The 25411-nt window shown below is 73.0% G+C and carries 28 protein-coding genes; 8 read left to right on the forward strand and 20 right to left on the reverse strand.

Annotation, left to right across the window (positions count from 1 at the left end):
• Nucleotides 1–26 precede the first annotated feature (26 nt).
• The gene (locus ACIQ9G_RS15945; protein WP_403609215.1) at nt 27–821 is read right to left on the reverse strand and encodes an RNA polymerase sigma factor SigF; all 795 of its coding nucleotides are present in this window, start codon (nt 819–821) and stop codon (nt 27–29) included.
• 346 nt (nt 822–1167) lie between these two features.
• Between ACIQ9G_RS15945 and ACIQ9G_RS15950 the strand changes: the two genes are divergently transcribed.
• Together ACIQ9G_RS15950 and ACIQ9G_RS15955 are read left to right on the forward strand one after the other, a co-directional pair.
• Nucleotides 1168–1584 (forward strand): DUF2795 domain-containing protein, encoded by a 417-nt coding sequence (locus ACIQ9G_RS15950; RefSeq protein WP_403609217.1) that lies wholly within the window; start codon nt 1168–1170, stop codon nt 1582–1584.
• 141 nt (nt 1585–1725) lie between these two features.
• Nucleotides 1726–2277: a type 1 glutamine amidotransferase domain-containing protein gene (locus tag ACIQ9G_RS15955; RefSeq protein WP_403609220.1), complete on the forward strand. Its 552-nt coding sequence runs from the start codon at nt 1726–1728 to the stop codon at nt 2275–2277.
• A 132-nt stretch (nt 2278–2409) separates the two neighbouring features.
• Here ACIQ9G_RS15955 and ACIQ9G_RS15960 read toward each other — a convergent pair whose 3' ends face one another.
• Nucleotides 2410–2688 carry a DUF6158 family protein gene (locus tag ACIQ9G_RS15960; protein WP_403609223.1) on the reverse strand — a complete coding sequence of 93 codons (279 nt, stop codon included), beginning with the start codon at nt 2686–2688 and terminating at the stop codon, nt 2410–2412.
• A 54-nt stretch (nt 2689–2742) separates the two neighbouring features.
• Here ACIQ9G_RS15960 and ACIQ9G_RS15965 point away from each other — a divergent pair, with 54 nt between their 5' ends.
• Complete coding sequence (locus ACIQ9G_RS15965) at nt 2743–3861, forward strand: Vms1/Ankzf1 family peptidyl-tRNA hydrolase (RefSeq protein ID WP_403609225.1); 1119 nt, start codon at nt 2743–2745, stop codon at nt 3859–3861.
• Between the two features lie 263 nt (nt 3862–4124).
• On the opposite strand, the gene ACIQ9G_RS15970 is transcribed toward ACIQ9G_RS15965, so the two are convergent.
• Entirely contained in the window at nt 4125–5744 is a 1620-nt protein-coding gene (locus ACIQ9G_RS15970; protein WP_403609227.1) for an ATP-binding cassette domain-containing protein, read from the reverse strand.
• A gap of 103 nt (nt 5745–5847) precedes the next feature.
• Here ACIQ9G_RS15970 and ACIQ9G_RS15975 point away from each other — a divergent pair, with 103 nt between their 5' ends.
• Both ACIQ9G_RS15975 and ACIQ9G_RS15980 read left to right on the forward strand, forming a co-directional pair.
• The gene (locus ACIQ9G_RS15975) at nt 5848–7338 is read left to right on the forward strand and encodes a bifunctional phosphatase PAP2/diacylglycerol kinase family protein (RefSeq protein WP_403609230.1); all 1491 of its coding nucleotides are present in this window, start codon (nt 5848–5850) and stop codon (nt 7336–7338) included.
• Nucleotides 7339–7474: 136 nt separating this feature from the next.
• Complete coding sequence (locus tag ACIQ9G_RS15980) at nt 7475–8311, forward strand: class I SAM-dependent methyltransferase (RefSeq protein WP_403609232.1); 837 nt, start codon at nt 7475–7477, stop codon at nt 8309–8311.
• 85 nt (nt 8312–8396) lie between these two features.
• On the opposite strand, the gene ACIQ9G_RS15985 is transcribed toward ACIQ9G_RS15980, so the two are convergent.
• The 17 genes from ACIQ9G_RS15985 to ACIQ9G_RS16065 all read right to left on the reverse strand — a co-directional run bounded on the left by ACIQ9G_RS15985 (nt 8397) and on the right by ACIQ9G_RS16065 (nt 22423).
• Complete coding sequence (locus ACIQ9G_RS15985; protein WP_356183713.1) at nt 8397–8687, reverse strand: gas vesicle protein K; 291 nt, start codon at nt 8685–8687, stop codon at nt 8397–8399.
• 1 nt (nt 8688) lies between these two features.
• Entirely contained in the window at nt 8689–8871 is a 183-nt protein-coding gene (locus ACIQ9G_RS15990) for a gas vesicle protein (RefSeq protein WP_356183716.1), read from the reverse strand.
• A complete protein-coding gene (locus tag ACIQ9G_RS15995; protein ID WP_403609234.1) occupies nt 8868–9674 on the reverse strand; it encodes a GvpL/GvpF family gas vesicle protein in 807 nt (268 codons plus the stop codon). Before ACIQ9G_RS15995 ends, ACIQ9G_RS15990 begins: the two co-directional genes overlap by 4 nt.
• Nucleotides 9671–10015 carry a gas vesicle protein gene (locus ACIQ9G_RS16000; RefSeq protein WP_403609237.1) on the reverse strand — a complete coding sequence of 115 codons (345 nt, stop codon included), beginning with the start codon at nt 10013–10015 and terminating at the stop codon, nt 9671–9673. Before ACIQ9G_RS16000 ends, ACIQ9G_RS15995 begins: the two co-directional genes overlap by 4 nt.
• Nucleotides 10012–11175, reverse strand: coding sequence for an SRPBCC family protein (locus ACIQ9G_RS16005; RefSeq protein ID WP_403609239.1), 1164 nt, complete (start codon nt 11173–11175; stop codon nt 10012–10014). The genes ACIQ9G_RS16000 and ACIQ9G_RS16005 overlap by 4 nt, the downstream gene beginning before the upstream one ends.
• Nucleotides 11172–11828 carry a DNA primase gene (locus tag ACIQ9G_RS16010; RefSeq protein WP_356183727.1) on the reverse strand — a complete coding sequence of 219 codons (657 nt, stop codon included), beginning with the start codon at nt 11826–11828 and terminating at the stop codon, nt 11172–11174. The genes ACIQ9G_RS16005 and ACIQ9G_RS16010 overlap by 4 nt, the downstream gene beginning before the upstream one ends.
• Nucleotides 11825–12088 carry a gas vesicle protein GvpG gene (locus ACIQ9G_RS16015; protein WP_403609242.1) on the reverse strand — a complete coding sequence of 88 codons (264 nt, stop codon included), beginning with the start codon at nt 12086–12088 and terminating at the stop codon, nt 11825–11827. Before ACIQ9G_RS16015 ends, ACIQ9G_RS16010 begins: the two co-directional genes overlap by 4 nt.
• A gap of 4 nt (nt 12089–12092) precedes the next feature.
• Nucleotides 12093–12863: a GvpL/GvpF family gas vesicle protein gene (locus ACIQ9G_RS16020; protein ID WP_403609244.1), complete on the reverse strand. Its 771-nt coding sequence runs from the start codon at nt 12861–12863 to the stop codon at nt 12093–12095.
• On the reverse strand, nt 12860–13285 hold the full coding sequence (locus ACIQ9G_RS16025; protein WP_403609246.1) for a gas vesicle structural protein GvpA: 426 nt from the start codon (nt 13283–13285) through the stop codon (nt 12860–12862). Before ACIQ9G_RS16025 ends, ACIQ9G_RS16020 begins: the two co-directional genes overlap by 4 nt.
• 66 nt (nt 13286–13351) lie before the next feature.
• Complete coding sequence (locus ACIQ9G_RS16030; RefSeq protein WP_403609249.1) at nt 13352–13711, reverse strand: gas vesicle protein; 360 nt, start codon at nt 13709–13711, stop codon at nt 13352–13354.
• Between the two features lie 103 nt (nt 13712–13814).
• The gene (gene ligD, locus ACIQ9G_RS16035; protein ID WP_403609252.1) at nt 13815–14825 is read right to left on the reverse strand and encodes a non-homologous end-joining DNA ligase; all 1011 of its coding nucleotides are present in this window, start codon (nt 14823–14825) and stop codon (nt 13815–13817) included.
• Entirely contained in the window at nt 14822–16669 is a 1848-nt protein-coding gene (locus ACIQ9G_RS16040) for a transketolase (protein ID WP_403609254.1), read from the reverse strand. Before ACIQ9G_RS16040 ends, ligD begins: the two co-directional genes overlap by 4 nt.
• Entirely contained in the window at nt 16666–18066 is a 1401-nt protein-coding gene (locus ACIQ9G_RS16045; RefSeq protein WP_403609256.1) for an NAD(P)/FAD-dependent oxidoreductase, read from the reverse strand. Before ACIQ9G_RS16045 ends, ACIQ9G_RS16040 begins: the two co-directional genes overlap by 4 nt.
• A gap of 705 nt (nt 18067–18771) precedes the next feature.
• A complete protein-coding gene (locus tag ACIQ9G_RS16050) occupies nt 18772–19293 on the reverse strand; it encodes a phage holin family protein (RefSeq protein WP_403609258.1) in 522 nt (173 codons plus the stop codon).
• Between the two features lie 66 nt (nt 19294–19359).
• On the reverse strand, nt 19360–19707 hold the full coding sequence (locus ACIQ9G_RS16055) for a VOC family protein (protein ID WP_403609260.1): 348 nt from the start codon (nt 19705–19707) through the stop codon (nt 19360–19362).
• 127 nt (nt 19708–19834) lie between these two features.
• A complete protein-coding gene (locus tag ACIQ9G_RS16060; RefSeq protein ID WP_403609262.1) occupies nt 19835–21811 on the reverse strand; it encodes a DUF5107 domain-containing protein in 1977 nt (658 codons plus the stop codon).
• A 69-nt stretch (nt 21812–21880) separates the two neighbouring features.
• Nucleotides 21881–22423 carry a GNAT family N-acetyltransferase gene (locus ACIQ9G_RS16065; protein ID WP_403609265.1) on the reverse strand — a complete coding sequence of 181 codons (543 nt, stop codon included), beginning with the start codon at nt 22421–22423 and terminating at the stop codon, nt 21881–21883.
• 190 nt (nt 22424–22613) lie between these two features.
• On the opposite strand from ACIQ9G_RS16065, the gene ACIQ9G_RS16070 reads away from it, so the two are divergent.
• From ACIQ9G_RS16070 to ACIQ9G_RS16080, 3 genes are all read left to right on the forward strand, one after another.
• On the forward strand, nt 22614–23024 hold the full coding sequence (locus tag ACIQ9G_RS16070) for a PepSY domain-containing protein (RefSeq protein WP_403609268.1): 411 nt from the start codon (nt 22614–22616) through the stop codon (nt 23022–23024).
• A gap of 153 nt (nt 23025–23177) precedes the next feature.
• Nucleotides 23178–23939 (forward strand): response regulator transcription factor, encoded by a 762-nt coding sequence (locus tag ACIQ9G_RS16075; protein WP_403609270.1) that lies wholly within the window; start codon nt 23178–23180, stop codon nt 23937–23939.
• The gene (locus ACIQ9G_RS16080; protein ID WP_403609272.1) at nt 23936–25393 is read left to right on the forward strand and encodes an ATP-binding protein; all 1458 of its coding nucleotides are present in this window, start codon (nt 23936–23938) and stop codon (nt 25391–25393) included. The genes ACIQ9G_RS16075 and ACIQ9G_RS16080 overlap by 4 nt, the downstream gene beginning before the upstream one ends.
• The last annotated feature ends 18 nt before the right edge of the window (nt 25394–25411 follow it).

Consider the following 25411-nt stretch of genomic DNA (forward strand, 5'->3'; position numbering starts at 1 on the left):
CCATCGCCCCACCCCGGGCCGGGCGGCTACGCCCCGTCCCGCATCACCTGGTCGCGCAGCCGGTCGCAGCACCGGGAGATCAGCCGGGACACGTGCATCTGCGAGATGCCCATCCGCTCGGCGATCCGGCTCTGCGTCATGTCGTCGAAGAAGCGCATGTAGAGAATGGCCCGCTCGCGCTCAGGCAGGGCCGCGAGCCGGGGCTTGACGGCCTCGCGGTCCACCACGGTGTCCAGGGCCGGGTCGGGCGAGCCGAGGGCGTCGCTCAGTGAGTAGCCGTCGTCGCTGCCGGGCAGTTCGGCGTCGAGCGAGAGAGCCGTGAAGCTCTCCAGAGCCTCCAGGCCCGCCCGGACGTCCTCCTCGCTCAGGTCGGTGTGCTGGGCGATCTCGGCGACCGTGGGCTGCCGGCCCGGGATCGTCTGCGAGAGTTCCTGGCGGGCGAACCGGACGCGGTTGCGCAGGTCCTGCACCCGGCGCGGCACGTGCAGGGTCCACATGTGGTCGCGGAAGTGCCGCTTGATCTCACCGGTGACGGTGGGGACGGCGTAGCTCTCGAAGGCGTGGCCGCGTTCGGGGTCGTAGCGGTCCACCGCCTTGACCAGGCCGAGAGCCGCGACCTGGCGCAGGTCGTCGTAGCTTTCGCCGCGGCTGCGGAAGCGGCCCGCGATCCGTTCGGCCATGGGCAGCCAGGCTTCGGTGATCTCCTCGCGCAGTGCGTCGCGCTCGGGGCCTGCCGACAGCGCGGCGAGCCTGCGGAAGTCCTCCGCGGTGTCGGGGGCGTCGTCGTGCGGGTGGTGCTTCGCGATCGCTTGAGTTCGCATGGTGCGTCGCAGCTCCCTCGGAGTGCTCTGGGGTGGACGGTCACCGCAGGAGATCGACGCGATCAGGCCGGACGCAGAGGTGGCGGCTCTCGGTGCCGCTCCCACGGGGGTGCCTCCGGTCCGAAGCACTGATTGTGCGCCTGCCCCGGACCCCCGGGCCCAAACACCCCGTCATGTCCGGGAAGGACACAGGGCACTCGCCTTCCGACGAAGATCCCGGGAAGATCCCGGGAAGAACCCGGGAAGACCCAGGGAAGCGCCCTCGAGGACCCACTCCCCGAAAGGCCGTGTCGGCTCCCCCTGCACGGGTACGCGGTGGCCACCCTTGAGATCTGGAGGGAGCACCATGCAGCGAGGCAGTGACCGGCTGAGCGTCCACCGTGACGACGAGATGAAGCACGAACTGCAGGGCCTGCTCAGGTCCGGCCATCCCACACGGAGCGAGGAGTGGCACGACCCCGAGCCGACCGCCGACGACGACCCGGAGTTCTGGGGCGGGCCGGTGACGCCGGGCGGTTCCCGCGCGTCCCTGGAGACCATCCGGCTGGAGCTGGTCCGGTTCCTGGGGCGCAGCTCCTTCCCGGCGGGTCCGGGCGACCTGGTCCCCGCCCTGCGCCGGAAGAACGCGCCGGACGCCCTGGTCGAGGCCGTGGAGCGGCTGCCGCGCAAGGCGCGCTGGGCCAACGTCCAGGAGCTGGCCCGGGAGCTGACGCACGGCGCGCCCGAGCGGCTCGACTGGCCCGCGCGCGAGGGCCGGACCTAGGGGGACGAAGGGCAGGGGGAACGCCGGGCGCAGCCCTCCGCACCACCGCACCGCCGCGTCCGCGGCTTCGCACCGCGCGCGGCCGCACCGCGGCGGGGAGCCGCCCGGAAAGGCCCGACAGAGAAAGGACGCTGGATCATCATGCGCATCGCATTTCTGACCGCACCAGAGGGTGTCGAGCAGGTCGAGCTGACCGAGCCGTGGAAGGCGGCCACCGACGCCGGGCACGAGCCCGTGCTGGTGTCGACGAAGCCCGGGAAGGTCCAGGGCTTCCACCACCTGGACAAGGCGGACACGTTCCCCGTCGACGCGGTCGTCGCGGACGTCACCGCCGACTCCTTCGACGGGCTCGTCCTGCCGGGCGGCGTGGCCAACCCGGACTTCCTGCGGCTGGACGAGAAGGCCGTGGCGTTCGTACGGGACTTCTTCGAGCAGGGCCGTCCGGTGGCCGCGATCTGTCACGCACCGTGGACGCTGGTCGAGGCCGACGTCGTACGCGGCCGGGTGCTCACCTCCTGGCCGAGCCTGCGGACGGACATCCGCAACGCGGGCGGCACCTGGGTGGACGAGCAGGTGAAGGTCTGCGACCACGGCCCGAACAAGCTGGTCACCAGCCGCAAGCCGGACGACCTGAAGGCGTTCTGCGAGGCCTTCCTGGAAGTGTTCGCCGAGAAGGGCGCGCAGACCGGCTGAGCCGACCTGCCGGGCGGACCGGCTGAGCCGACCGGCCGGGCGGAGCGCCCGGCGGCACGGGCGGGCGACGCCCGGCGGAGCGGGCGGGCGACGCCCGGCGGAGCGGGCGGCCGGACGGCCTGCGCAGAGGTGTCAGGTGCGGGGAGTCACGGACTCCCCGCACCGGCGTTCCCGCGCCCCTTCGCGGGTGCGGCCCGAGGCGACGGCCCGCCGCGGATTGCGGCGCAGCCACTCGCCCTCGAGCTGGGCCATGCGCTGGTTGTGGGCCCGCAGCGCGTCGTTCGAGCCGTAGAGCAGCGTGTCGTGGCGGGTGCGGTGGATGGTCTCCAGCTCCTTCATGAGCTGCTGATCGTCCAGCCGGCCCGGGTCGACTCCGGTCATCGTGGTGCCCCGCTCGTCGTGTTCGTCCATGCGGTACGGGTACCCGCCCGGAAGCACTTCTCCGACGGCACCCGGGAGGGAGCCATGGATCTCGCCTTTCTGCATCCACTGTACGAACACCCGGGCCCCTGGGCCTCCGTGTACGTCGACACCTCCCGGCACGCCGAGGACACGCCCCACGAGCTGCGTCTGACGGCCCAGGCGATGGCCCGTGAGCTGTCGGGGCAGGGTGCGGACGAGGCCACCTGCCGAGCCGTGGCGAGTGCGCTCGAGGATCTGCGCCACTCCCCCGATCCGCACGGACGTGCCCTGTTCGCGCGGGCCGGGAAGGTGGTCCTCGACCCGTGTCTGGCCCGGCGTCCGCCGGGCGGCAGCCGGGCCGTGTGGGCTCCGCTGCCGCGCATGGCGCCGCTGCTGGACCTGGCGGGCGAGGATCCGGTCGCGATCGTGGCGTACGTCGACCGCAGGGGCGCGGACTTCGAACTGCGCCGCGCGCCGGCCCGTCAGCGGGCCGGCGCGGTCGTGCGGCAGCAATGGCCCCTCCGCCGCACGAGCAGCCTCGACTGGTCGGAGCGGCACTTCCAGCTCAAGGTGGAGAACGCCTGGGAGCACAACGCGGCCGAGATCGCCGACGCGCTCAGTGTGAGCCAGGACGAGGCCGCGGCAGACCTGCTCGTCCTCGTCGGGGAGGAGCGTGAGCGGCGCGAGGTGCGCGGGCGGCTGCCGAAGCGGTTGCAGGACCGCGTGGCGGAGGCCGCACACGGGGCGGGGAGCCGGCTGCTGGACGAGGACGTGGAGCGGATCCGCGCCGCGCACGTCCGCCGCCGGGTCGAGGCCGGGCTGGACCGGTTCCGGGCGGCCCGCGCGCCGGACGCCGAGGGGCGGGCCGGGGCGGCCGAGGGCGTGCCCGCGCTGGTGGCGGCGGCCCGTGAGCACCGGATCGAGGAGCTCCTGGTCCGTCCGGACGGCCCCGACCTGCACCGCGAGGTGTGGATCGGGGAGGAACCGGACCAGCTGGCGGTGCGCCGTACGGAGCTGCGGATCCTCGGCGAGCAGCACTCCTGGGCGGCCCGCGCCGACGACGCGCTGATCCGGTCCGCAGCCGCCACGGACGCCACGGCGCTGTCCACGGCCCCGGTGACGGCCGCGACGGAGGAGGACGTGCCGGCCGGCGGACTGGGTGCCGTCCTCCGCTGGAGGTGACCCGTGTCCGGATGACGCCGATGCCCTGCCAGGCGCGCGCCTGGCGAGACGCCGACGCGCCGCCGGGCGAGCGCTGACGGGCCGCTGCCCGACGCGGCGCCCGAGCGCCACCAAGCGCGGCGCGTCCCTGCGTCACCGGGTCGTGTCCGGCACGCGCCGGCGGGCTCGGCCGGCGTAGCGCCCGCGCCGACCGAGTGAGCGCTGACGGGTCCCTGCCCGACGCGGCACCTCACCCCACCGGGGCCGTGCCCGGCGTCCGCCCCCTAGCGGGCCCGCTCCACGCGCCGCTCGTCCCAGACCGGGTCGGGGGTCTCACGGACGTGGCCGTCGCTGCCGAAGACCAGGAAGCGGTCGAAGGCACGGGCGAACCAGCGGTCGTGGGTGACCGCGAGGACCGTGCCGTCGAAGGCGTCCAGCCCCTCTTGGAGTGCCTCGGCGGACTCCAGGTCCAGGTTGTCGGTCGGCTCGTCCAGCAGCAGGGCGGTGGCACCCGCCAGTTCGAGGAGCAGGATCTGGAAGCGGGCCTGCTGCCCGCCGGAGAGGCGGTCGAAGCACTGCTCGGCCTGGCCGGTCAGCTCGTAGCGGCGCAGCCGGGACATGGCGGCGCCGCGGTCCTGTGCGTGCTCCTGCCACAGGATGTCGAGCAGGGTGCGGCCCTGGAGCTCGGGGTGGGCGTGGGTCTGGGCGAAGTGTCCGGGCACGACGCGCGCCCCGAGCTTCCACGTGCCGGTGTGCGCGACGTCCTCGCCGGCGAGGAGGCGCAGGAAGTGCGACTTGCCGGAGCCGTTGGAGCCGAGGACGGCGACGCGCTCGCCGTAGAAGACCTCCAGGTCGAACGGACGCATGAGGCCGGTGAGTTCCAGCCCCGCGCAGGTGACGGCCCGGACGCCGGTACGGCCGCCCCTCAGCCGCATGGTGATCTCCTGCTCCCGCGGCGGCTCCGGCGGCGGACCGGCCTCCTCGAACTTGCGCAGCCGGGTCTGGGCCGCCTGGTAGCGGGACGCCAACTCGTGGCTGACGCTGGCGGCCTGGCGCAGGCTGAGCACCAGCTTCTTCAGCTGTGCGTGCTTCTCGTCCCAGCGCCTGCGCAGTTCCTCGAAGCGCGCGAAGCGCTCGCGCCGGGCCTCGTGGTAGGTGGCGAACCCGCCGCCGTGCACCCAGGCGTCGGCGCCGGCCGGGCCCGGTTCGACCGACACGATCTTCTCGGCGGCGCGGGAGAGGAGTTCGCGGTCGTGGGAGACGAAGAGGACGGTCTTGCGGGTCTCCTTCAGACGCTCCTCCAGCCAGCGCTTGCCGGGCACGTCGAGGTAGTTGTCCGGCTCGTCGAGCAGCAGCACCTCGTCCGTGCCGCGCAGCAGCGCCTCCAGGACCAGCCGCTTCTGCTCACCGCCCGACAGGGTCCGCACCTGCCGCCACTGCGCCTTCTCGTAGGGCACGCCGAGCGCGGCCGTGGTGCAGATGTCCCACAGGGTCTCGGCCTCGTAGCCGCGTGCCTCCGCCCAGTCGGCGAGCGCCTGCGCGTAGCCGAGCTGGGCGGCCTCGTCGTCGACGGTCATGAGGGCGTGCTCGGCGGCGTCGACGGCCCGCGCCGCCTCCCGGATACGCGGCGGCGCGACCGAGACGAGCAGGTCCCGTACGGTCGTCTCGTCGCGCACCGATCCCACGAACTGCCGCATCACGCCCAGCCCGCCCCCGACGGTGACCGTGCCGCCGTGCGGCTTCAGCTCGCCGGAGATCAGCCGGAGCAGGGTCGTCTTGCCGGCCCCGTTGGGCCCGACGAGGGCCACGACGGCCCCTTCCCCCACCCGGAAGGAGACGTCGCCGAGCAGCGCCCTCCCGTCGGGGAGGAAGTACTCCAGATGCGCGGCTTCGAGATGTCCCATGGGGCGAGATTCTGCGTGCGCCACCGCACCCGGGGCAAACCCATATCCCGCCCGGGGCCTGGAGGCGCACAAGGAACGGCGAGTTTCGGGTAACGGTCCCTGTATGAGGAGCCCAGACATCGACCTGACCGCCCCGATGAACGGTGCCCACGCCGCCTTCAAGCGGGTGCTGGACCTGGACAGCCGCCTGTTCGAGTTCGCCGCCGAGCGGCACTGGCCCGCCGCCGCGCCCGTCCTGCCGCGGCTGAGCCGGAGCGCCAACCACGGGGTGCTGTGGTTCGCGGCGGCGGCCGCCATCGCGGCCAGCCGCACGCCGCGGGCCCGGCGCGCCGCCGCGCGGGGCCTCGCCTCCCTGAGTCTGGCCTCCCTGACCGTCAACACGCTCGGCAAGCGCTCGGTGCGCCGTCCCCGGCCCGAGCTGGACCCGGTCCCGCTGATGCGCCGGCTGAAGCGGCAGCCGATCACCACCTCCTTCCCATCCGGTCACGCGGCCTCCGCCGCCGCCTTCGCCACCGGCGTCGCCCTGGAGTCCCCGGCCTGGGGCGCGGTGGTCGCGCCGATCGCCTTCTCGGTGGCGGCCTCCCGCGTCTACACCGGCGCCCACTTCCCGAGCGACGTCCTGGCGGGTGCCGCCCTCGGCGCGGGCGCCGCGTTCGCCGTACGGGGCATGGTGCCCACGCGTGCCCAGGTCGCCTCGCCGCCCCGGCCGCGCGCCGACCTGCCGGCGCTGCCCGAGGGCGAGGGCCTGGTGGTGGTGGCGAACACCGCCTCGGGCACCGCGGACCGGGCCCGTGCGCTGCGCGACGCGCTGCCGAAGGCGGAGGTCGTCGAGTGCGCGCCCGAGGACATCGCGGCCGAGATGGAGAAGGCGGCGGCCCGTGCCCGGGTGCTCGGGGTGTGCGGCGGCGACGGCACGGTGAACACGGCCGCCGCGGTCGCGCTGCGCCACCGCCTGCCGCTCGCCGTGCTGCCCGGCGGCACGCTGAACCACTTCGCCTACGACCTGGGCGTGGAGGACGTACGGGACCTGTGCCGGGCCCTGGAGCAGGGCGACGGGGTCCGCGTGGACGTCGGCAGCTTCACCTCCGGGCACAAGCGCGGGGTCTTCGTGAACACGTTCAGCCTGGGCGTCTACCCGGAGCTGGTGCGCGAGCGGGAGCGCTGGTCGGACCGTATCGGCGGCTGGCCGGCCGGGGTGCTGGCGGCGATGCGGGTGCTGCGCGCGGACCGGCATCCGCTGGAGGCCGAGTTCGAGGGGCGGCGCCGGCCGCTGTGGCTGCTGTTCGCCGGCAACGGCACGTACCACCGCATGGGCCTGGCGCCGGCCCGGCGCAAGGATCTGGCGGACGGGAAGCTCGACGTGCGGGTGGTGCACGGCGGCCGCAGGCCGGCCCTGCGGCTGCTCGCCGCGGCCTTCGCGGGCCCGCTCACCCGTTCCCCCGCGCACGCGGCCGTCCATGTGGGCCGGCTCCGTCTGACCGGCGTCGCACCGGGCACGCTGCTCGCCTACGACGGTGAGGTCATGGAGGTGGAGGACGAGGTGTTGCTGGAGAAGCTGCCCGAGGCGCTGGAGGTGTACCGCCCACTTACCTGACGCTACGTCAGTCCACATTCCAAAACGTGGGTCTCAGCATTCGGCTCACCCGCGTACCGTGATCCTCACCGTCCCGGGGCCCGCGGGTTCCCGCAGGCCGGTACGAGGTGACCGGTACGACAGAAGGGGCACAGCCATGCCGAAGCCGAGGGAGACCGCCGTCTACACGCACGGGCACCACGCGTCCGTGCTGCGTTCCCACACCTGGCGCACCGCCGCCAACTCGGCCGCCTACCTGCTCGGTTCGCTCAAGCCCCACATGCGGATCCTGGACATCGGCTGCGGCCCGGGCACCATCACCGCCGATCTGGCGGAGCTGGTCCCCGACGGGCACGTCACGGGTGTCGACCGGGTACCCGGCATCCTGGAGCGGGCCCGGGCCACGGCATCCGAACGGGGGCTGGCCAACGTCGACTTCGCGGTCGCGGACGTCCACGCCCTGGACTACCCGGACGACACGTTCTGCGTCGTCCACGCCCACCAGGTGCTGCAGCACGTGGGCGACCCCGTGCAGGCGCTGCGCGAGATGAAGCGGGTGACGAGGCCGGGCGGCTTCGTCGCCGCGCGCGACGGGGACTACGCGGCGATGACCTGGTATCCCGAGGTGCCTGGGATGGACGCCTGGCTGGACCTGTACCGACGGGTGGCCCGCGCCAACGGCGGCGAGCCCGACGCGGGGCGCCGGCTGCGGTCCTGGGCGCTGAGCGCCGGTCTGCCGGACGTGACGGCCACGTCCGGCACCTGGACCTTCTCCACCCCGCGGGAGCGGGAGTGGTGGAGCGAGCTGTGGGCCGAACGCACCCTGGCGCCGGTCTACGCGAAGCGCGCCGTCGAGGGCGGCCATGCGACCGAGCGGGAGCTGCGGGCGGTGTCGGAGGCCTGGCGCGAGTGGGGGCGGCGGGAGGACGGCTGGTTCGCCGTCCTGCACGGCGAGATCCTGTGCCGCAAGGAGGCCGCGCCGTCCGGCCGCTGAGATCACGGCACGCCGGCTCATCCGCCACTCCTGACACGCCCGACCCGCCTCCCCCGCTCGGTCGTGCCGGGCGGGGAGGCGGGTCTCAGTCGCGGGGAAGCAGGGGGCCCAGCGGTCCCAGATCCAGGTTCAGGTCCTCGGGCCGCAGACCGTAGCGGTCGCGCAGTTCGGCCATGCGGTCCTCCAGCAGCATGAGCGTGAGCCCGATCCGTTCCTCCTGCTCCTCCGTCAGGTCCCCGGTGTCGAAGCGGCGCACCGCCTGCCGTTCCATGAGCTGGCGCAGCAGTTCCACCACGGTCAGCACGAGCTTGACCAGGTCGCGTTCGACCGTGTCGGGTTCGAGGTCCAGCCGGTTGTGCCGGGCCGGTGACGCCACGTCAATCACCCCAGGGAGACGGAACTTGCTCGTTGACCGAGCTGATCAGCGCGTTCAGGTCGATGCGGACGAGGTCGACGTCCGCGATGCGCAGCGTGATGTCCCCCTTGATCACCACTCCCCCGGCCAGCAGCCGGTCGAGCAGGTCCACCAGGGCGATCTCACGCCGTTCGACGACGGTCACTCCCCCTCCTTCGCGGACACCCCGACGGACGAAGGAGTGTCCTCCCGGTCGGTGTCCTGGGCGAAGGAGTAGGCGGCCCAGGGGCCGGTGAGTTCGACGCGCAGCCCCGGTACGTCGTCCTTCGTGCGGTCGACGAGCTCCACGAACTCCTCGGAGTGGGTGCGCGGGACGAGGTAGGCGGCGTTCAGCACGTTCCTCCCCGAGGCGCCGGACAGGGCCGTGTTCTGCGGCGCGTGCAGCCGGGAGTCCTCGGCGAAGGCGGAGAGCGTCTCGTGCAGATGCGTGGCGAACCGCTCGGCCTTCTGCCAATGGCTCTCGTGCGCCCGGGTCTGCTGCCGCCGCTGCCGCAGGTAGTCCCGGCCCGACGTGGCCTTCGGCGCGGGCTCCGCCGCGCTCTCCTGCGTCTCCTCCTCCAGGAAGACCTTGACCCCCCACTCCACGCGCCCCTCCAGCCGCTCCAGGGTGCGCAGGAAGTGCTCCTCGCGGGCCTCGATCATGCTGCGGACGCCGCTGTCGTCGTGGAAGACCGTGGCGAGCCGCAGCGGCAGGGGGGTGACGACGGCGGTGAGCGCGTCGATCACCCCCTGGTGGGCCCGCGCGGTGGCGGCGAGCCAGTCCAGGTCCTCCAGATGGGCGCGCAGCGGCTCCTCGGCGAAGTCCCGCTCCGGCACCTCGCTGAGGACGGCGACCAGCCCGTGGTGGTGGAGCAGCTTCGCCGGCGCGCCGGCCACCCCCGTCAACTGCGCCTGGAGGGGCGCGCCGAGGGGGCGGCAGACGGCGTAGACGTACCGCAGTCCGGTCATGGTGCCTCCTCCTCACGGGCGCGGCCCTGTTCCAGGCCCAGTTCCTCCAGCCGCGCCAGACGTTCACGCAACTCGGCGTTCTCCCGGGAGAGTTCGTCGCGCCGGGCCTGCGAGGAGAGCGCGGGATCGCTCTCCCACCAGTCGATGCCCATCTCCTTCGCCTTGTCGACGGAGGCGACGATCAGCCGGAGCTTGATCGTGAGCAGTTCGATGTCGAGCAGGTTGATGCGGATGTCACCCGCGATGACGACGCCCTTGTCGAGGACGCGTTCGAGGATGTCGGCGAGGTTGGCGCCGCTGCCCGACCCGTACGGATCGGGCAGCCGACCTGGTGTCGTCATCGACGGCTCCCGTGCCCGGCGTACTCGCCCTCATCCTCTTCCTCGTACTCGTCCTCGGGCTCGCCGTTCTCCTCCTCGGGCTCCTCCTCGTACTCCGCGTTCTCCTCGTCCTCGTACTCGCCCTCGGGCTCGGACTCCTCGTCCTCGTAGGCGCCCTCTTCCTCCTCGGGCTCCTCTCCCTCCTCGTACTCCTCCTCGGGCTCCTCTCCCTCCTCGTACTCCTCCTCGGGCTCCTCCTGCTCCTCCTCGGCCGAGGCGCCCTCCTCCTGCTCGCGCTCTTCCTCTTCCACCGCGTCCTCGTGGCTGCGCACGACCTCGCCGTCGCGGATCTCTCCGCGCCAACTGTCCTCCGCCTCGCCCTTCATGGTGATGAAGCGGGAGAAGTGCTTGAGATCGAGCCGGGCCCGGCGGCCCTGGGCGCGCCAGATGTTGCCGGTCTTCTCGAACAGTCCGCTCGGGTAGTACTCCATGACCAGCAGGACGCGGGTCAGGTTGTCGCCGAGCGGGTGGAAGGAGACGACGCCCTTCGTGGTGCCCTTGGCCCCCTCCGACTGCCACTGGATGCGGTAGTCGGGTATCTGCTCGGTGGTTTTGGCCTTCCAGCTGCGGTTGGACCAGAAGACCTTCAGCTGCCAGTCGGAGGTCGTGTCGTCGGCGCGGCTCGCGCTCTTGACACCCTTGGCGAAGGTGCTGAAGTCCTGGTACTGGGTCCACTGGTCGTACGCCGTGCGCAGCGGCACGCCGACGTCGATGGACTCCATGATGACGGTGGGCTTGTTGCCCCCGCGGCCCTTGCGCTTGCCCTTGCCGCCCCCCAGGTTCTTCAGCGCACCCATGACGTTCTCCTTGGCGCGGGAGGCCCCGACCTCCAGGGCGGAGCGCAGCGGGCCCTTGCCTTCGGCGATCTTGCGGCCGCCCTCCAGGGCCAGCTTGGCGAAGCCGGGGCTGTTGCCCTCGGCGATGTCGGTCAGCTTGCCCGTGGTCTCGCCGAGTTTGCGGCCGACGCCGGTCAGCAGCCGGGTGGCCTGGGCGGCGAGGAAGTCCTGGGCCTCGGCCTTCAGCCGGTCGGCGGCCTCACTGTGGGCGAGATCGCTCAGGGGGCTCGCCTTGCCCGCGCCCTTGCCGGCGGCGGACGTCGCGGATCCGAGTGTCTCGGTCATCGGTCACCGCCACCCTTCGCCCGCCGGGAGGCGGCGCTCCCGGTCGCGGCCGTCTTCTTCGCGGCCGTCTTCTTCGCGGCGGCCGTCTTCTTGGCCGGAGCCTTCTTGGCCGCCGCCTTCTTCGCGGGAGCCTTGCGCGCCGGTGCCTTCTTGGCGGCCTTCTTCGCCGTGGTCTTCTTCGCCGCAGCCTTCTTCGCGGGAGCCTCCTCCGGCTCCTCCTCGGGCTCCTCCTCGGGCTCCTCAGCGGCCTCGCGACCCTCCCGGTCCTCGTACTCCTCCTCGTACTCCTCCTCGGGCTCGCCCTCGGACTCCCGCTCGCCGCCGGTCTCCGGCACGACGCCCGAGAGCTGGTCGCGGACCTTGGACGTCCGGCCGTGCAGCCGGTCGGCCAGCGCGTTCATCTGCCGCTCGACCATCGCGCCGGACGCCGCCTTGCCGACGCCCCGCAGGTCCTGCCGCAGCTGGTCCCCGATCTCCTTGAACTGCGGGTTGTTCTTGAGCTGCTGGTTCAGCAGCTCCCCCACCATCCTCGGACTGAGATTCAGCTTCTTGCCGGCCACCAAGGAACCCACAGCGAAGGCGAGTTTCAGTTTCTTCGTACGTCCCAGGAGATATCCGGCCCCTACCGCGAGGCCGATTCCCGTTCGATTCATCGTGCCGTCCCCTCACCTGTTCCCGCGCCGCCGCGCATGCCGATCTCCAGCCGGTCCAGCAGCTCGTCCTCCCGGCGGTCGAACTCCTCCTCGGTGATCTCCCCCGCGTCCAATTGCTCTTCCAGCCGGGCGAGTTCGGCCCGGACCGCGGCGGGGTCGTAGTAGAGGCGCTCGGCCTCCTCGACTACCTTTCCGATCACCCAGGCGCTGCCGCGCGCCGGAGCGAGCGGCAGCAGCAGCACCTCCGAGATGAGCCCCATGGCTTTACTCCGCTCCGGCGTCCGCGCCGATCGAGGTGCCCGCGGGCTGCGCGGGACCGGGCTCGACGAAGCTGTAGGGCGGCAGCGGCCCGTTGACGCGCAGTTCGACGTGTGGAAGGTCCTTGCGGGCCTGCTCGACGGCGGCCAGGAACTCCTCCGCCGTGGCCCGGTCCACCAGGAACGAGGCGTTGACCAGCCACCCCGTGGACTCCGGTCCCTCACTGAGGGCGGCCGCGGCCGGCTCCAGGACGTGGAGCACCTCGGCGGCGTCCGCGGCCTCCCGGGCCTTCACCGCGTTGGCGACCAGCTCGCCGAGCCGGATCTTGTCGTCGTAACCGCCGCCACCCGACTGCCGGTTGGCCTCGACCTGGGCGCGCAGCTCCGGGTTCTCGGCCATCACGCGGTGCAGCACCGCGTCTTCCAGGTGGCTGCCCTTGACGTTGTACTCGACCTTGCCGTCGAGCGCCCGCAGGCGCTCCTGATAGTGGTCGGCGCGCTCACCGAGCACCCCGGTGACCGTGTCGTCGTCCGGTGCGACGCTGCCGAACCGCATCGGCAGCACACAGCCGGCGCCCTCCGCCTCGGTGAGCACGGTCTGGTGGGCGAGGAGGTCCCTGCGCTTGGGGCGCAGCCCCTCCGGGGCGTCGCTGACGATCGCCGCCAGCCCGCCCGCCTTCAGGATGCGGATCGGACGAGGCGGGTCACCGACTCCCCCCATGTCCTCGGGCAGGGAGGGGTGCGATGCGGCGGTGATCCCGTAGACGTAGGTGCTCACTCCTGCTCCTCCTTCCGCCGGGACGACGTGCTCTTGCGGGCGCGCGGCCGGGACTCGCCCGAGCCTTCCTCACGCGCCTGGCTGAAGGCCTCGGAGACCGTCTGGGCGGCGCCGGACAGCGCCCCCTTGGACTTGCCCTTCGCTCCGGACTCGGTGACCTCGCCGACTATCTCGGGCAGGCCCGGGCTCTTGTTCGGGCCGGACTCCAGGTCCAGCCGGTTGCAGGCCTCGGCGAAGCGCAGATACGTGTCCACGCTGGCGACGACCACCCGCACGTCGATCTTCAGAATCTCGATACCGACCAGGGAAACCCTGACGAACGCGTCGATCACGAGCCCCCTGTCGAGGACGAGTTCGAGTACGTCGTAGAGGCCGCTGCTGCCGCCTCCACCGCCGGACGTCTGTGCCGGAACAACGGTCATGCCGACCGCGCCTCCTTGTCTGTGTACGGAAATTTCTGTGCATGCGACCGCGCGGGCACCGGTCGCCTATCGGCGTGTGTCGGCACGCCCTCGCTCGTATCTGCGGACCCGCCGGTAGCCGGTGAGCATTCCCTCGGAGTCGAGTTCGACCTGGTAGGTCGCCATCAGGCTCATCGTGTCGGGCACACGCTCGAGCTCCAGGACCTCGACCTCGAGCGACCAGCCGTCCTCCGTCCGCTCGAACGACGAGACGGACTCGGCGGTCATGCCGGTCAGCTCGGCGAGCTGGGCACGCGCCTCGCGCAGCACCTCCATGGGCCGCGGCGGACGGGGGGCCGCGGTCTTGCGGGCCCGCGTTCCCGACCCCTGGGATTTCTGTTGCCTCGGTGAATCTTGCGATTCTTCCGTGTTGTTTGTGTTCGACATGACCACCTCTCCCTTCCGTGTGGCCGCAGGTTCGTCGGCCAAACATCCATGGGTGCAGGCGTCTTTCACGTCGGTCGCCGGCGCCTGGGTCTCGGGCGTGCGATCATCGGTGGCGCAGCGCGTCGAGCCGGCGCCGCGCCGGGCCCAGGGCGCGCCCCCGGCTCATGAGGTCGGCCCAGGGGCGGGTCCGGGCCTGGTCGACTGCGTTCTCGACGGTCCAGCGGCGCGGGCCGAGGTCCGGATCGTCGAGCTGGTCCCGGGAGATCGGCACCGCGACCGGCGCGCCGGACAGCGCGCGGACCGTGAAGGGGGCGACGGCGGTCTGCGCGTAAGCGTTGCGCTGCACGTCGAGGTAGAGGCGGCCGCCGCGCTCCTGCTTGCGGACGGCGGTGGTGAGCCGGTCGGGACGGTCCGCGGCGAGCACCTCGGCGACGTCCCGGGCGAAGACGCGCACCGTGTCGAAGTCGTCGCGCCCGTCGAGCGGCACGACCACGTGCAGACCGCGCGAGCCTGTCGTCATCGGCGCCGCCGGGAGCCTCAGCCGGTCGAGCAGCTCGGTCACCTGCCGGGCCGCCTCACGCACCGGTGCGAAGTCGTCGCCGGCCGGATCGAGGTCGAAGACCATCCGGTCCGGCCGTTCGGCACGGCCGGACCGGGAAAGCCAGCGGTGCAGGGTGAGGCACGCCTGGTCGGCGAGGTACACGAGGGTGGCCGTTTCGTCGCAGACGGTGTGCACGACCGTACCGCCCTCCTTGGCGACCTCGGTGCGGGTGATCCAGTCCGGGTAGTGCTCCGGGGTGTTCTTCTGCATGAACGTCGGGCCGCCGAGGCCGTCCGGGTGCCGCTCCAGCATGAGCGGGCGGCCGCGCAGGTGCGGCAGCAGGAACGGCGCGACGGACCGGTAGTAGTCGACCAGGTCGGCCTTGGTGTACTCCCTGGCCTCGCCTGTACGGCCGCCGTGGCCGCCACGCTCATCGCCACCGCCACCGCCACCGCCCCCGCCGCCGCTCTCCTCGCCGTCGCCGTCCCCGTCGCCGGGGAAGAGCACCTTGTCCGGCCGGTGCACGGTCACCGTGCGGCGGCCGGCCCGGACGGTCCGCTCGTCGCCGCTCACGGCACCATCGCCTGCTCCACCAGCAGCCGTACGGAAGCGGCGATCGACTCGGCGTCGATGCCCGCGGCGTGCAACTGCTCGGCGGGCGTGGCGGAGCCCGGCATCGTACGGACCGCGAGCCGCACCAGACGCGGCACCGGGCGCCCGTCCAGGAAGGCGTCGAGCACCGCGTCGCCGAGGCCGCCCTCCTCCCGGTGGTCCTCGACGGTGAGCAGACCCCCGGTCTCCTCCGCGGCCCGCCGGAGCGTGGCGCGGTCGACCGGCTTGACCGAGTACAGGTCGATCACCCGGACCGGGATGTCCTCCCGGGCGAGGGCGTCCGCGGCCGCGAGCGCCTCGAAGACGGTCACTCCGGCGGCGACGATCGTCAGCCGGTCCCGGCCGGAGGAGCGCAGTACCTTGCTGCCGCCGACGGGGAACTCCTCGTCCGGGCCGTAGAGCACCGTGCTCTCGCCGCGCGAGGTGCGCAGATACCGGACGCCGTCCAGGTCGGCCATGGCGGCGACCAGCCGCGCGGTCTGGTTGGCGTCGCACGGGTACAGCACGGTCGAGCCGTGGACCGCGCGCATCATCGCCAGGTCCTCGAGGCCCATCTGACTGGGACCGTCCTGCCCGATGGCGACGCCCGCGTGGGAGCCGTTCAGGTTGATGCCGGAGCCGCTGACGGAGGCCATGCGCACGAAGTCGTGGGCGCGGGTGAGGAAGGCCGCGAACGTGGAGGCGTACGGCACCCAGCCGCGCGCCGCCATTCCCACCGCCGCCGCGACCATCTGCTGCTCGGCGATGTAGCACTCGAAGTAGCGCTGGGGGTGTTCCTTCTCGAAGAACTCCGTGCGCGTGGAGTCGCCGACCTCGCCGTCGAGCGCGACGACGTCGCCGCGCGCGGTGCCGAGCGCGGCGAGCGCCTGGCCGTAGGCGTTGCGGGTGGCGACCTCCTCGCCCTTCTCCCAGCGGGGCAGCTCCAGGCTGCCGTCGCCGACCGCGTGCAGCGACCGCACCGACGGCGGCCCGTGCACCGTGACGCGCAGGTCTCGCTCGCCGCCGAGCTCCTCGATCGCCTCGTCGGGGTCCTTCAGCGGCTTGCCGTGCAGTCCCTCGCGGTCCTCGGTGGCCGCGACGCCCCTGCCCTTGAGGGTGCGGGCAAGGATCGCGGTGGGCTGGCCGTTGGTGGAGATCGCCTCGCCGTAGGCGCGGTCGACGGCGTCCACGTCGTGCCCGTCGATCTCGATCGTGTGCCAGTCGAAGGCGCGGAAACGGCGGGCATAGGCGTCGAGGTCGTGGCCGTGCCGGGTGGGTCCGCGCTGGCCGAGCCGGTTGACGTCGACGACCACGGTCAGGTTGTCCAGCCGCTCGTGACCGGCGTGCTCGGCGGCCTCCCAGATCGAGCCCTCGGCCATCTCGCTGTCGCCGCACAGCACCCACACCCGGTAGTCGGCGTGGTCCAGCCGCTTGCCGGCCAGCGCGATGCCGACGCCGATCGGCAGGCCCTGCCCGAGCGAGCCGGTCGCCGTCTCCACCCACGGGAGCCGCCGGGGCGTGGGGTGGCCTTCGAGGCGGCTGCCCAGCTTGCGGAAGGTCAGCAGTTCCTCGTCGTCGATGGCGCCGGCCGCCTTGTAGGCGGAGTAGAGCAGGGGTGAGGCGTGTCCCTTGGACAGGACGAAGCGGTCGTTGCCCGGGTGGTCGGGGCGGCCGAAGTCGTAGCGGAGGTGGTTGGCCAGCAGGACGGCCACCAGGTCCGCGGCGGACATGGAGGACGTCGGGTGGCCGGAGCCCGCCGCTGCGGCGGCCCGCACGCTGTCCACGCGCAGTTGCTGCCCGAGGTCGACGAGTTCGGCGGTGTTCATGGGTCTCCTTCGGCGGTTCGGGGTCGAGGTCGGGGTGAGGCGGGGGGTTCGGGGCCGGGCTCACGTGATTGGTCCGGTCGGCCCGGCGGGTGCCGGCCCGGCAGGCGGGCCGACTCCGGGGAGGCCGTGTCCAGCGGCACCGACCAGGACCGAACGAGCCCCAACTGGACGGCCTGGCGCGGCAGTACGGCGTCGAGCAGCCAGTCCGCGGCCACCCGGACGCGGTTGCCCGGCATGGCCGCGAGGTGGTACCCGCGGGTGACCGCGCCCGCCAGGGGGCCGGAGAGCACCACGCCGAGCGGGTTGGCGGCGGCCCGCACCCCGCCGAGGTCCACGAGGAAGCCGAGGTCGCGATGGCGGTACGGCCGCGGCTCGCCGGCACCGAGCGAGGCGGCGACGTTGTGCGCGGCCGTCCTACCCTGCCGCCAGGCGTGCTGGGCCGTCATCGGGGTGTACTCGCCGGGCCTCTCCAGATCCGGCACGGCCGCGGCGTCACCGCAGGCGAACACCTCGGGACGTCCCGGCACCTGCAGCGTCGGTTCCACGAGCAGCCGGCCGCGCTCCATCGGCAGCCCGAGGGAATCGGCGAGCGGGTCGGGCCGCACGCCCACGCACCACACCAGGGTCCGGGTGTCGACGAACTCGCCGTCCGTCAGCAGCACCCCCCGGGAGGTGGCCTCCTTCACGGAGGTGCCCGTCCGCACGTCGACGCCCCGGCGGCGCAGCACGTCGGCGGCGGTGCGCGAGAGCCGTTCGTCCAGTTCGGGCAGGACGCGCCCGGCGATGTCCAGCAGCAGCCACCGGGGCCGCAGACCGGTCCGCAGCGGGTGGCCGCGCACCAGCTCGTCGGTGAACATCTGCCCCTGCGCGGCGACTTCGGTCCCCGTGTACCCGGCCCCGACCACGACGAAGGTGCACCGGGCGGCACAGGTGCCGGGGTCGTCCGCCGGGGCGGCGAGCTCCACCTGGCGGGTGATGTGGTCGCGCAGGTAGAGGGCCTCGGGCAGGCCCCGGAAGCCGTGTGCGTGCTCGGCGACCCCGGGGATCGGCAGCAGCTTGTTCACGCTGCCCGCGGCGAGCACCAGCCGGTCGTACGTCAGGGTGCCGGCGGTGCCCTCGGGGTCGGTGAAGTGCACGGTGCGCGCGTCGAGGTCGATGCCGTCGGCCTCACCGAGGACCAGGCGTACGCGGCGCAGGGTGCCGGAGAGGGAGACGGTGACCCGGCGCGGCTCCAGGATTCCCACGGCGACCTGGGGCAGCAGGGGCAGGTACAGGAAGTAGTCGGTCGGGTTGAGCAGGGTGATCTCGGCCTTGCCCCGGGCCATCCGGGACAGGGTGCGGGCCGTCCGGTATCCGGCGAAACCGGCACCGACGATCACGATGCGGGGTCGACTCACGGTTCGCCTCCCCACGCTGTCGCGTACCCGGTCGGAGCTTTCCGCGTCCCCAGGGGCCGGGGGCGCAAACACGGGGCGGCGGGGCGCCGGCCGCGAAAAGGAGCCGTGACACCGGCGGGGGTGTCACGGCTCCTTCGCCGGTGCGCAGGCGGGACCGTGCGGCAGGCACGGCGGCGCGGCCAGACGCGGGGGCGCGCCAGGCGCGGCGGCGCGGCAGACACGGGGGTGCGGCAGACACGGGGGTGCGCCAGACACGACGGTGCGGCAGACACGGGGGTGCGCCAGACACGACGGTGCGGCAGACACGGGGGTGCGCCAGACACGACGGCGCTGCAGACACGGGGGTGCGCCAGACACGACGGCGCGCCAAACACGACGGCGCGGCAGACACGGGGGTGCGCCAGACACGACGGCGCGCCAAACACGACGGCGCGCCAAACACGGGGGTGCGCCAGACACGACGGCGCGCCAAACACGGGGGTGCGCCAGACACGACGGCGCGCCAGACACGGGGGTGCGGCAGACACGGGGGTGCGCCAGACACGACGGCGCGGCAAACACGGCGGCGCGCCAGACACGGCGGTCCCGTCTTCCGCGCCCGCGCGCCTTGCTTCGGCGCGTCACGGGCATGGCGTCGCGTCCAGTCCTTCTTCCTTCACGCGCTGCGCGTCATGCGCTGGGCGTGACGCGCTCCGGCGCTGGGCGTCACGCGCGGTGGTGCGGTGTCTCCGGGTCGATGATGTCCGGGCGCGGCGGCCGTACGGCGGCCTCGCCGGGGGCGACGGGCGGCTTCGGCGGGACGGGCGCGCCGCCCGCCGCGGCGTGCGGTCCGGCCGGTGCCGTGGCGCCGGGGGCACGGCCCGGCCCGGCGGCCGGTCCGGCCGCCGTTTCGGCGGCGGGCCCGGGGGCCGGCGCCGACGACGCGTATCCGGCGGCGGAGGGCCGGGCGGCGTTGCGCAGCGCGTAGGCGACGCCGGCCAGGATCACCGCCGTGATCAGGGCGGCCACCCAGCCGGGCAGGCCGATGGCCAGGACCAGTCCGAGGGCAAGTGCGAGGGACGCGCCCGCGTAGAGGGCGGCGGCGCCGGACGCGGCGTACAGCGTGGCCGAGCGGCGCCGTTCACGGGCCTGCCGGCTCAGCTCGTCGCGCACGGCCTCGCGTGCCACCTGCGCCAGCTGGTCGACCAGGTGCTTGTCGAGATGCTGCAGATGATCCGAGCGCTCCATACCCTTCGCATACCCGTACAGACGTGCGAGTAACGCCGTCGGTCCGTCCGGGCGGGGGCGGCTGCGTCAGGCGCGGCGGTCCACATACTCGTACACCGCGCCGTCCGGATGCATGGCGATCAGGTTGCGGCCCACGGGCGTCGGGACCGGGCCCGCGACGACATGGGCACCCAGCTCGGTCAGCACCCGGTGGGCCTCGTCGACGTCCTCCACGGCGATCGTCGCGGCCACCTTGCGCAGGACCTCCAGCTCGGCCTCGGGGCCGCTCATCAGCAGGAAGCAGCCGACCGCGGCCACCTGCACGCCGCCGCGCTCGAAGCGGAGCGCAGTGCCGCCAGCGAGACGTTCGTAGAAGGGGACCGCGGTCTCCAGATCGTCGACGCAGACGCGCAGCGTGGCTCCGAGAATCTCCATGCGGACGAGAGTAGTTGCGGGCGGCCCGGAAGGAGATCGTTTCCGGCGATCGGCCGGGCCGGGCGGAGGCGCCCCCCGCCCGGCGGCCGCGCGCCCGCTCCCCCGTCAGCCCCCGTCAATCCCCCCGTCAGTCCCCGTCCCCTCGGAGGGACGGGCGCATCCGGAAGTCGTAGCGCTCCGGCAGGTCTCCGCCGCCGGCCCGCTCCCACACCCGGCCGATCCGCTCGTCCCCCTCCCGCAGGTCGGCGACCTCGAAGCCCTCGTCGAAGACGGCCCGCGCCTGCTCGGGCCGGCCCTCGGCGAGCAGCAGCTCGGCCTCGATCAGCCGGAACCGGCCGCGCGCCCGGGTCGCGGGGTGCAGCCGCTCCCAGACGGCGCGCGCGTCCGCGGGGCGCCGGACCCTCAGCAGCGCCTCGATGGCCTCCCGGCCGAGTGCGGCGGTGGCCGCCGTCCACCGTTCGCCGTCGTCGCGCCGTTCGGCGCACAGGTCGTCGAAGGCCTCGACGTAGCGTTCCGCGGCGCGCTCGTGGTGGCCGGACTCCTGGTCGGCGACGGCGAGGCAGCGCAGCAACGGCCAGAGGGACGGCGCGAGTTCAAGGGCACGCTCCCAACTGCGCACCGCCTGCGCCCGGTCGCCGGCGTGCCACTGGGCCACGCCGAGGTGGTACTCGGTGAGCGGGGTGGCGGGCGCCGTCTCCAGCATGTCCCGCCAGTGCGGGGCGACGAGCGTCTGTCCGGGCGGAGCGGCCCGGCGCGGCTCCGGGAAGGTACCGGTGCGCAGCAGTTCCCGCCAGGGCGCCTGGGCCTCGCCGAGGGTGGCGGCGGGGAAGGGGGTTCCGGGCAGCTTCAGGTCACCGTGCAGCACTTCGAGCGCGCCCCAGCCGGAGCCGGTGGCGAGGATCTCGCCGGGTTCGGCGTCGGCGTGCGCCCGCCACGCCTCGTAGGCGGCCTCGACGTCGGCGCGCGGCAGGACGGCTTCGAGACGCGCCTCGGTCCGCCGTACGACGGTGTCCCACTCCCCGGCCGGCGGCGGCCCGGCGAGCGGCCCGTACGCCTCCAGCCAGGCCACCTCGCTCTCCGCCTCCAGCCGGACGTGTTCCAGCTGGGTGCGGGCGAGTCCGGCCTGGATCTCGCAGTAGCCTCCGGTGCCGGGCTCGGTGAGCCACCGCTGCCAGCTCCGCCCGCCGGGGCCGCTGCCCCAGACGAACAGCTTGCGGCCGCGCAGCACATCGGTCGACGTCTGCACCAGCCCCTCGCCGTGCTCGTCGAGCGCGGCGATCCAGCGGCGGCGCCCGTCGGGCACCTCGTAGAAGTAGTCGGCGGCGTAGGTGCTGTTCGGCGGATACGTGCGGTCGACGCCGTCGTGGGCGGGGACCGGGACCCGCTGCAGACTGCGTTCGTAACCGAAGAGCCAGGCCTCGGTGGCGGGGGCGAGGACCCGGCGCTGCTCGGGGACGGCGATGTTGGACCACCAGTAGGTGGGCACCGGGTGCTCGTGCGGATTGCGGACGCGGACGCCGACGAGGAGGAAGTCCGAGCCCTCGGGCAGCCACAGGTCGATCTGGAAGGGCAGGTCGCGCAGCCGGTCCCACTCCCACAGGCGCAGCATCTCCCCGCCGCCGGGCGCGGGGACGCGGGCCGCGTGCAGGGGTGCGCAGGAGAGGGGGGTGTGACCGGTCGCGCCGATGTTCCACTCGATGCCGCCGGAGAACCAGGCGCCGTTGAGGGCGAAGTTGGCCGGCTGCAACACCGGGTTGCGGTAGAGGAGTTCGCGGCCGGTGGGCCGGTGGACGAGGGAGGCGACCCGGCCGCCGAGGCCCGGCAGGACGGTGGCGCGCAGCCGGTCGTTCTCCAGGACCAGGGCGTCGATCGGGCGGGGTTCGCGTGTTCTGCCGTAACCGTCGCGGATCCGCACCGGGAGCAGGCTGTTCAGGGGGGCGTACCCGACCTGCCGGGCCATGTCGCGGGGCAGGTCCTGCCGGTCCCGGTCCTCGATGTGGTGCACCTCGTCGAGCGGCCTGAGCGGGGGCAGCGGATTGTCCGGACCCAACTCGGCGGCGGGCAGCGTCAGTACCTCACGTCGGATCGTCGTCACGATGACCATGGAACCCGGTCCCCGGTGAGCTGACCAGGGGCGCTGCCGGTCAGGATTGCGCAAAGGCCCGCGCGGGGCTCACCTCCGCATCTCGGCGGTGATCGCCCACCGCTCGTGGTCCCGCCACGCGCCGTCGATGTACAGCATGTCGGGCGAGAAGCCCTCCAGGCGGAATCCGCACGCCCGGGCCAGGGCGATCGAGGCGGTGTTGCGCGGCTGGACGTTGATCTCCAGGCGGTGCAGCCCCATCGGGCCGAAGGCGTGTCCGACGACCAGGTCCAGCCCTTCGCGCATCAGTCCGCGCCCGGCCGCGTGCGCGAAGGCTCCGTATCCCAGGGCGCCGGACTGGAAGGCGCCCCCGACGATGTTGTTGATGTTGACGAATCCGGCGATGCCGCCGTCCTTCTCGCAGACGAGGAACCCGGCCTTCGCCGGGTCCTCGATCAGCCGCCCCGCGTACGCCGCGTAGGCCCTCGCGGTGTCGGGCGGGAACAGCCACGGGTGGTGCAGGTCCTTGCTCTCCCGCACCCGCGCGACGAACTCGGCGCCGTCCTCCTGGGTGAAGTGCCGTATGCCCACCCGGGGCCCCTCGGCGACGAGACGTGAAGCGGTGTACGGCATTCCGTCACTCTACTCGGCCGCGGTACCCGGACATCCCCGTCACCGCATCCGGACGATGGCGAAAGATTGGCGTTTCGCTGGTCTGTTGCTGTCGCTTGCCGGCCTTGCCCTGGAGGGCGTCTTTCTAGGGTCGTCGGTGTCCCCCGGTGGTCCGACCGTCGGACTCCGACCCGATCTTCTGGAGACGCCGATGTCTGTATCCCCTCGTCGTGCCCTGCTCGCCGCTCCCGCTGCCGTGTTGATGTTCGCCCTGGTGGCCTGTGGCGGAGGGTCCGACTCCGAGAGCTCCAAGGCCGCGGACACTCAGCAGTCGGAGCAGAGCGCCGGAGACGCTCAGGCGGCCGGGAAGGGGGGAGAGGAGGCCGGCGAGGAGAAGGAGACCCCGCTGACCGGTGAGATCAAGCAGAAGGCCGAGGCCGCGGCGCTCGCCAAGTACCCGGGCACGGTACTGAAGTCCGAGAACGACACCGAGAAGCCCGGCATGTACGCGGTGGAGATCAAGAAGTCCGACGGTACGACCGTGGAGGTCTACCTGGACAAGAGCTACACCGTCAGCGGCACCAAGCAGGAGGCCGCCGAGGAGACCGAGAACGGCGGCTGAACCGCCGTCCGGCCGATCCCTCACTCCCGCCGGGATCGGCCGGAGGGCTTCCTCTGCTCCGGCAGACCTGTCACATCGTCCATTCTCCCTGGCTCCCAGCGGGTTGTGATGAACACTTCGGCTCCTGCCGCACCGCTGTGCGAGCCTGTCGCCATGCGGCTGCTACTGATCGAAGACGACGACCGGATCGCGGGTCCCCTCACCGAAGGGCTCGGTCGGTACGGGTTCAGCGTCGACCGGGTGCGCACGGGCGCCGCCGGGCTCGCCGCCACCGGTGAGACACCCGACCTGGTCCTGCTGGATCTGGGGCTGCCGGACATGGACGGCCTGGACGTCTGCCGCGGGCTGCGGGCCCGGTCGGCGATCCCCATCATCATGATCACAGCCCGGGGGGAGGAAGCGGACCGGGTCGTCGGACTGGAGCTGGGAGCGGACGACTATCTCGCCAAGCCGTTCGGCGTACGGGAGTTGGTGGCCCGGATCCGGGCGGTCACCCGTCGCACGGGCACCCTGACGGCGCTGCCGGACGCGGCAGATGCACTCGCGGCGGCTCGGACGCCGCCCGCGTCCCCGCCGTCGGCCGCCGCACCGCAACGGCTGGGACCGCTGGAGATCGACCGACGCACCCGGCAGGTCCATCTCGAAGGCCGCGGCATAGCCCTTTCCCCACGTGAGTTCGATCTGCTGGCCTACCTGGCCCAGGACGCCGGCGCCGTGCTGTCGCGGCAGCAGATCATGGACGCGGTGTGGGACCCGCACTTCTTCGGCCCCACCAAGACCCTCGACGCACATGTCGCCGCCCTGCGCCGCAAACTCGGGGACCCCGCGTGGATAATCACCGCGCGCGGAGTCGGCTTTCGGCTCACCGTGCCCGGCGACCACGACGAGACGGGGCCTGGTGAGGGGGTGTCATGACCCGGCGCCTGATGCTCAGCTACCTCGCGTTGACCCTGTTGGTGCTGGCCGTTCTGGAGATACCTCTTGGCTACCTCTACGCCCGCGGGGAGGAGTCCCGCTTCTCCCAGAGCGTCGAACGGGACGCTTCGATGCTGGCCGAAGCCGCCGAGGAGAACATCGAAAAGGGCGATCTCGAGGCTCTGCCCGAGCTGGCCCGGGAGTATGCCGACGACACCGGCGCCCGGGTCGTGGTCGTCGACCGTGACGGCCGGCTGCTGACCGACTCCGCGGGCACCACCGCAGGCGGAACCGACCTCTCCGGGCAGCCGGACATCGCCGCGGCCCTGCGCAACCAGGCCAACGTCGCGACCCGCACGGACACGAGCAGCGGTGACGACGTCCTGGCGGCGACCATGCCCGGCTCCTCCGGAACCACCATTCGCGGCGCTCTGCGAGTGACGTACCCGATGACAATGGTCACCGACCGCGAGCACCGCATCTGGGCGACCCTCGCGCTCGCCGGAGCGTGCATCCTGGCAGCCGTGGCCCTCCTGGCGTTCAGCCTCGCCCGCTGGATCACCCGCCCGCTGCGCGCCCTGGAGCGCGCCACCGCCCAGCTCGCCGGCGGCCACCTGGCCAACCCGCCCGACGCCACCAGCGGGCCGCCCGAACTGCGCAGTCTGGCCGCGTCCTTCACCCGTACCGCGACGCGGCTTCAGCATCTGCTCGAAGCCCAGCACGGATTCGCCGCCGAAGCCTCCCACCAGCTCAAGACGCCGCTGACCTCGCTGCGGCTGCGGCTGGAGAACTTCGAGCCCCACCTCGACGCGCGCGCTCACGCCGCCCTCGACGAGACCATCGGCGAGGTCGAGCGGCTCGCCCGCATGGTCCACGGCCTGCTCGCACTGGCCCGCCTGGAGAACACCGCCACCACACCCGAGCCGACCGATCTGGACGCCGTCCTGGCCGAACGGGCCACCACGTGGGAGTCACTCGCCGCCGAACAGCACGTCACCCTCACCGTCACCGGTACGCCGTCCGGCGCGGTCTGGGCCATCCCCGGGGCACTGGAGCAGATCATCGACAACCTCCTCGCCAACGCCCTGCGCGTCTCTCCGCCCGGCACCACCATCACCCTGCACCGCGCCCCCGGTAGCGACCTCCATGTCGTCGACCAGGGCCCCGGCATGTCCCCGGCCGACCGGGAACGCGCCTTCGACCGCTTCTGGCGCGCCTCCGACTCCCACCACGACGGCACCGGCCTGGGCCTTCCCATCGTCCGCCACCTGGTCGACGCCTCCGGAGGAGCGATCACCCTCAACGCCGCCCCCGGCGGCGGCCTGGACGCCCACGTCCGCCTGCGCCCCGTCGGCCGGGAACGCCGCCTCGGCGCGACCGCCGCTCCCGGTCGCGACCAGCGGCGTGCCGCTCACCGTGCCCACCGCGCGGCGCAGGCGGTCGGACGGGAATGACCGATGCCGCGGCGGCAA

Origin of the sequence: Streptomyces sp. NPDC096152 (assembly GCF_044763235.1) — a bacterium.
In the GTDB taxonomy this organism is placed as follows: Bacteria; Actinomycetota; Actinomycetes; order Streptomycetales; family Streptomycetaceae; genus Streptomyces.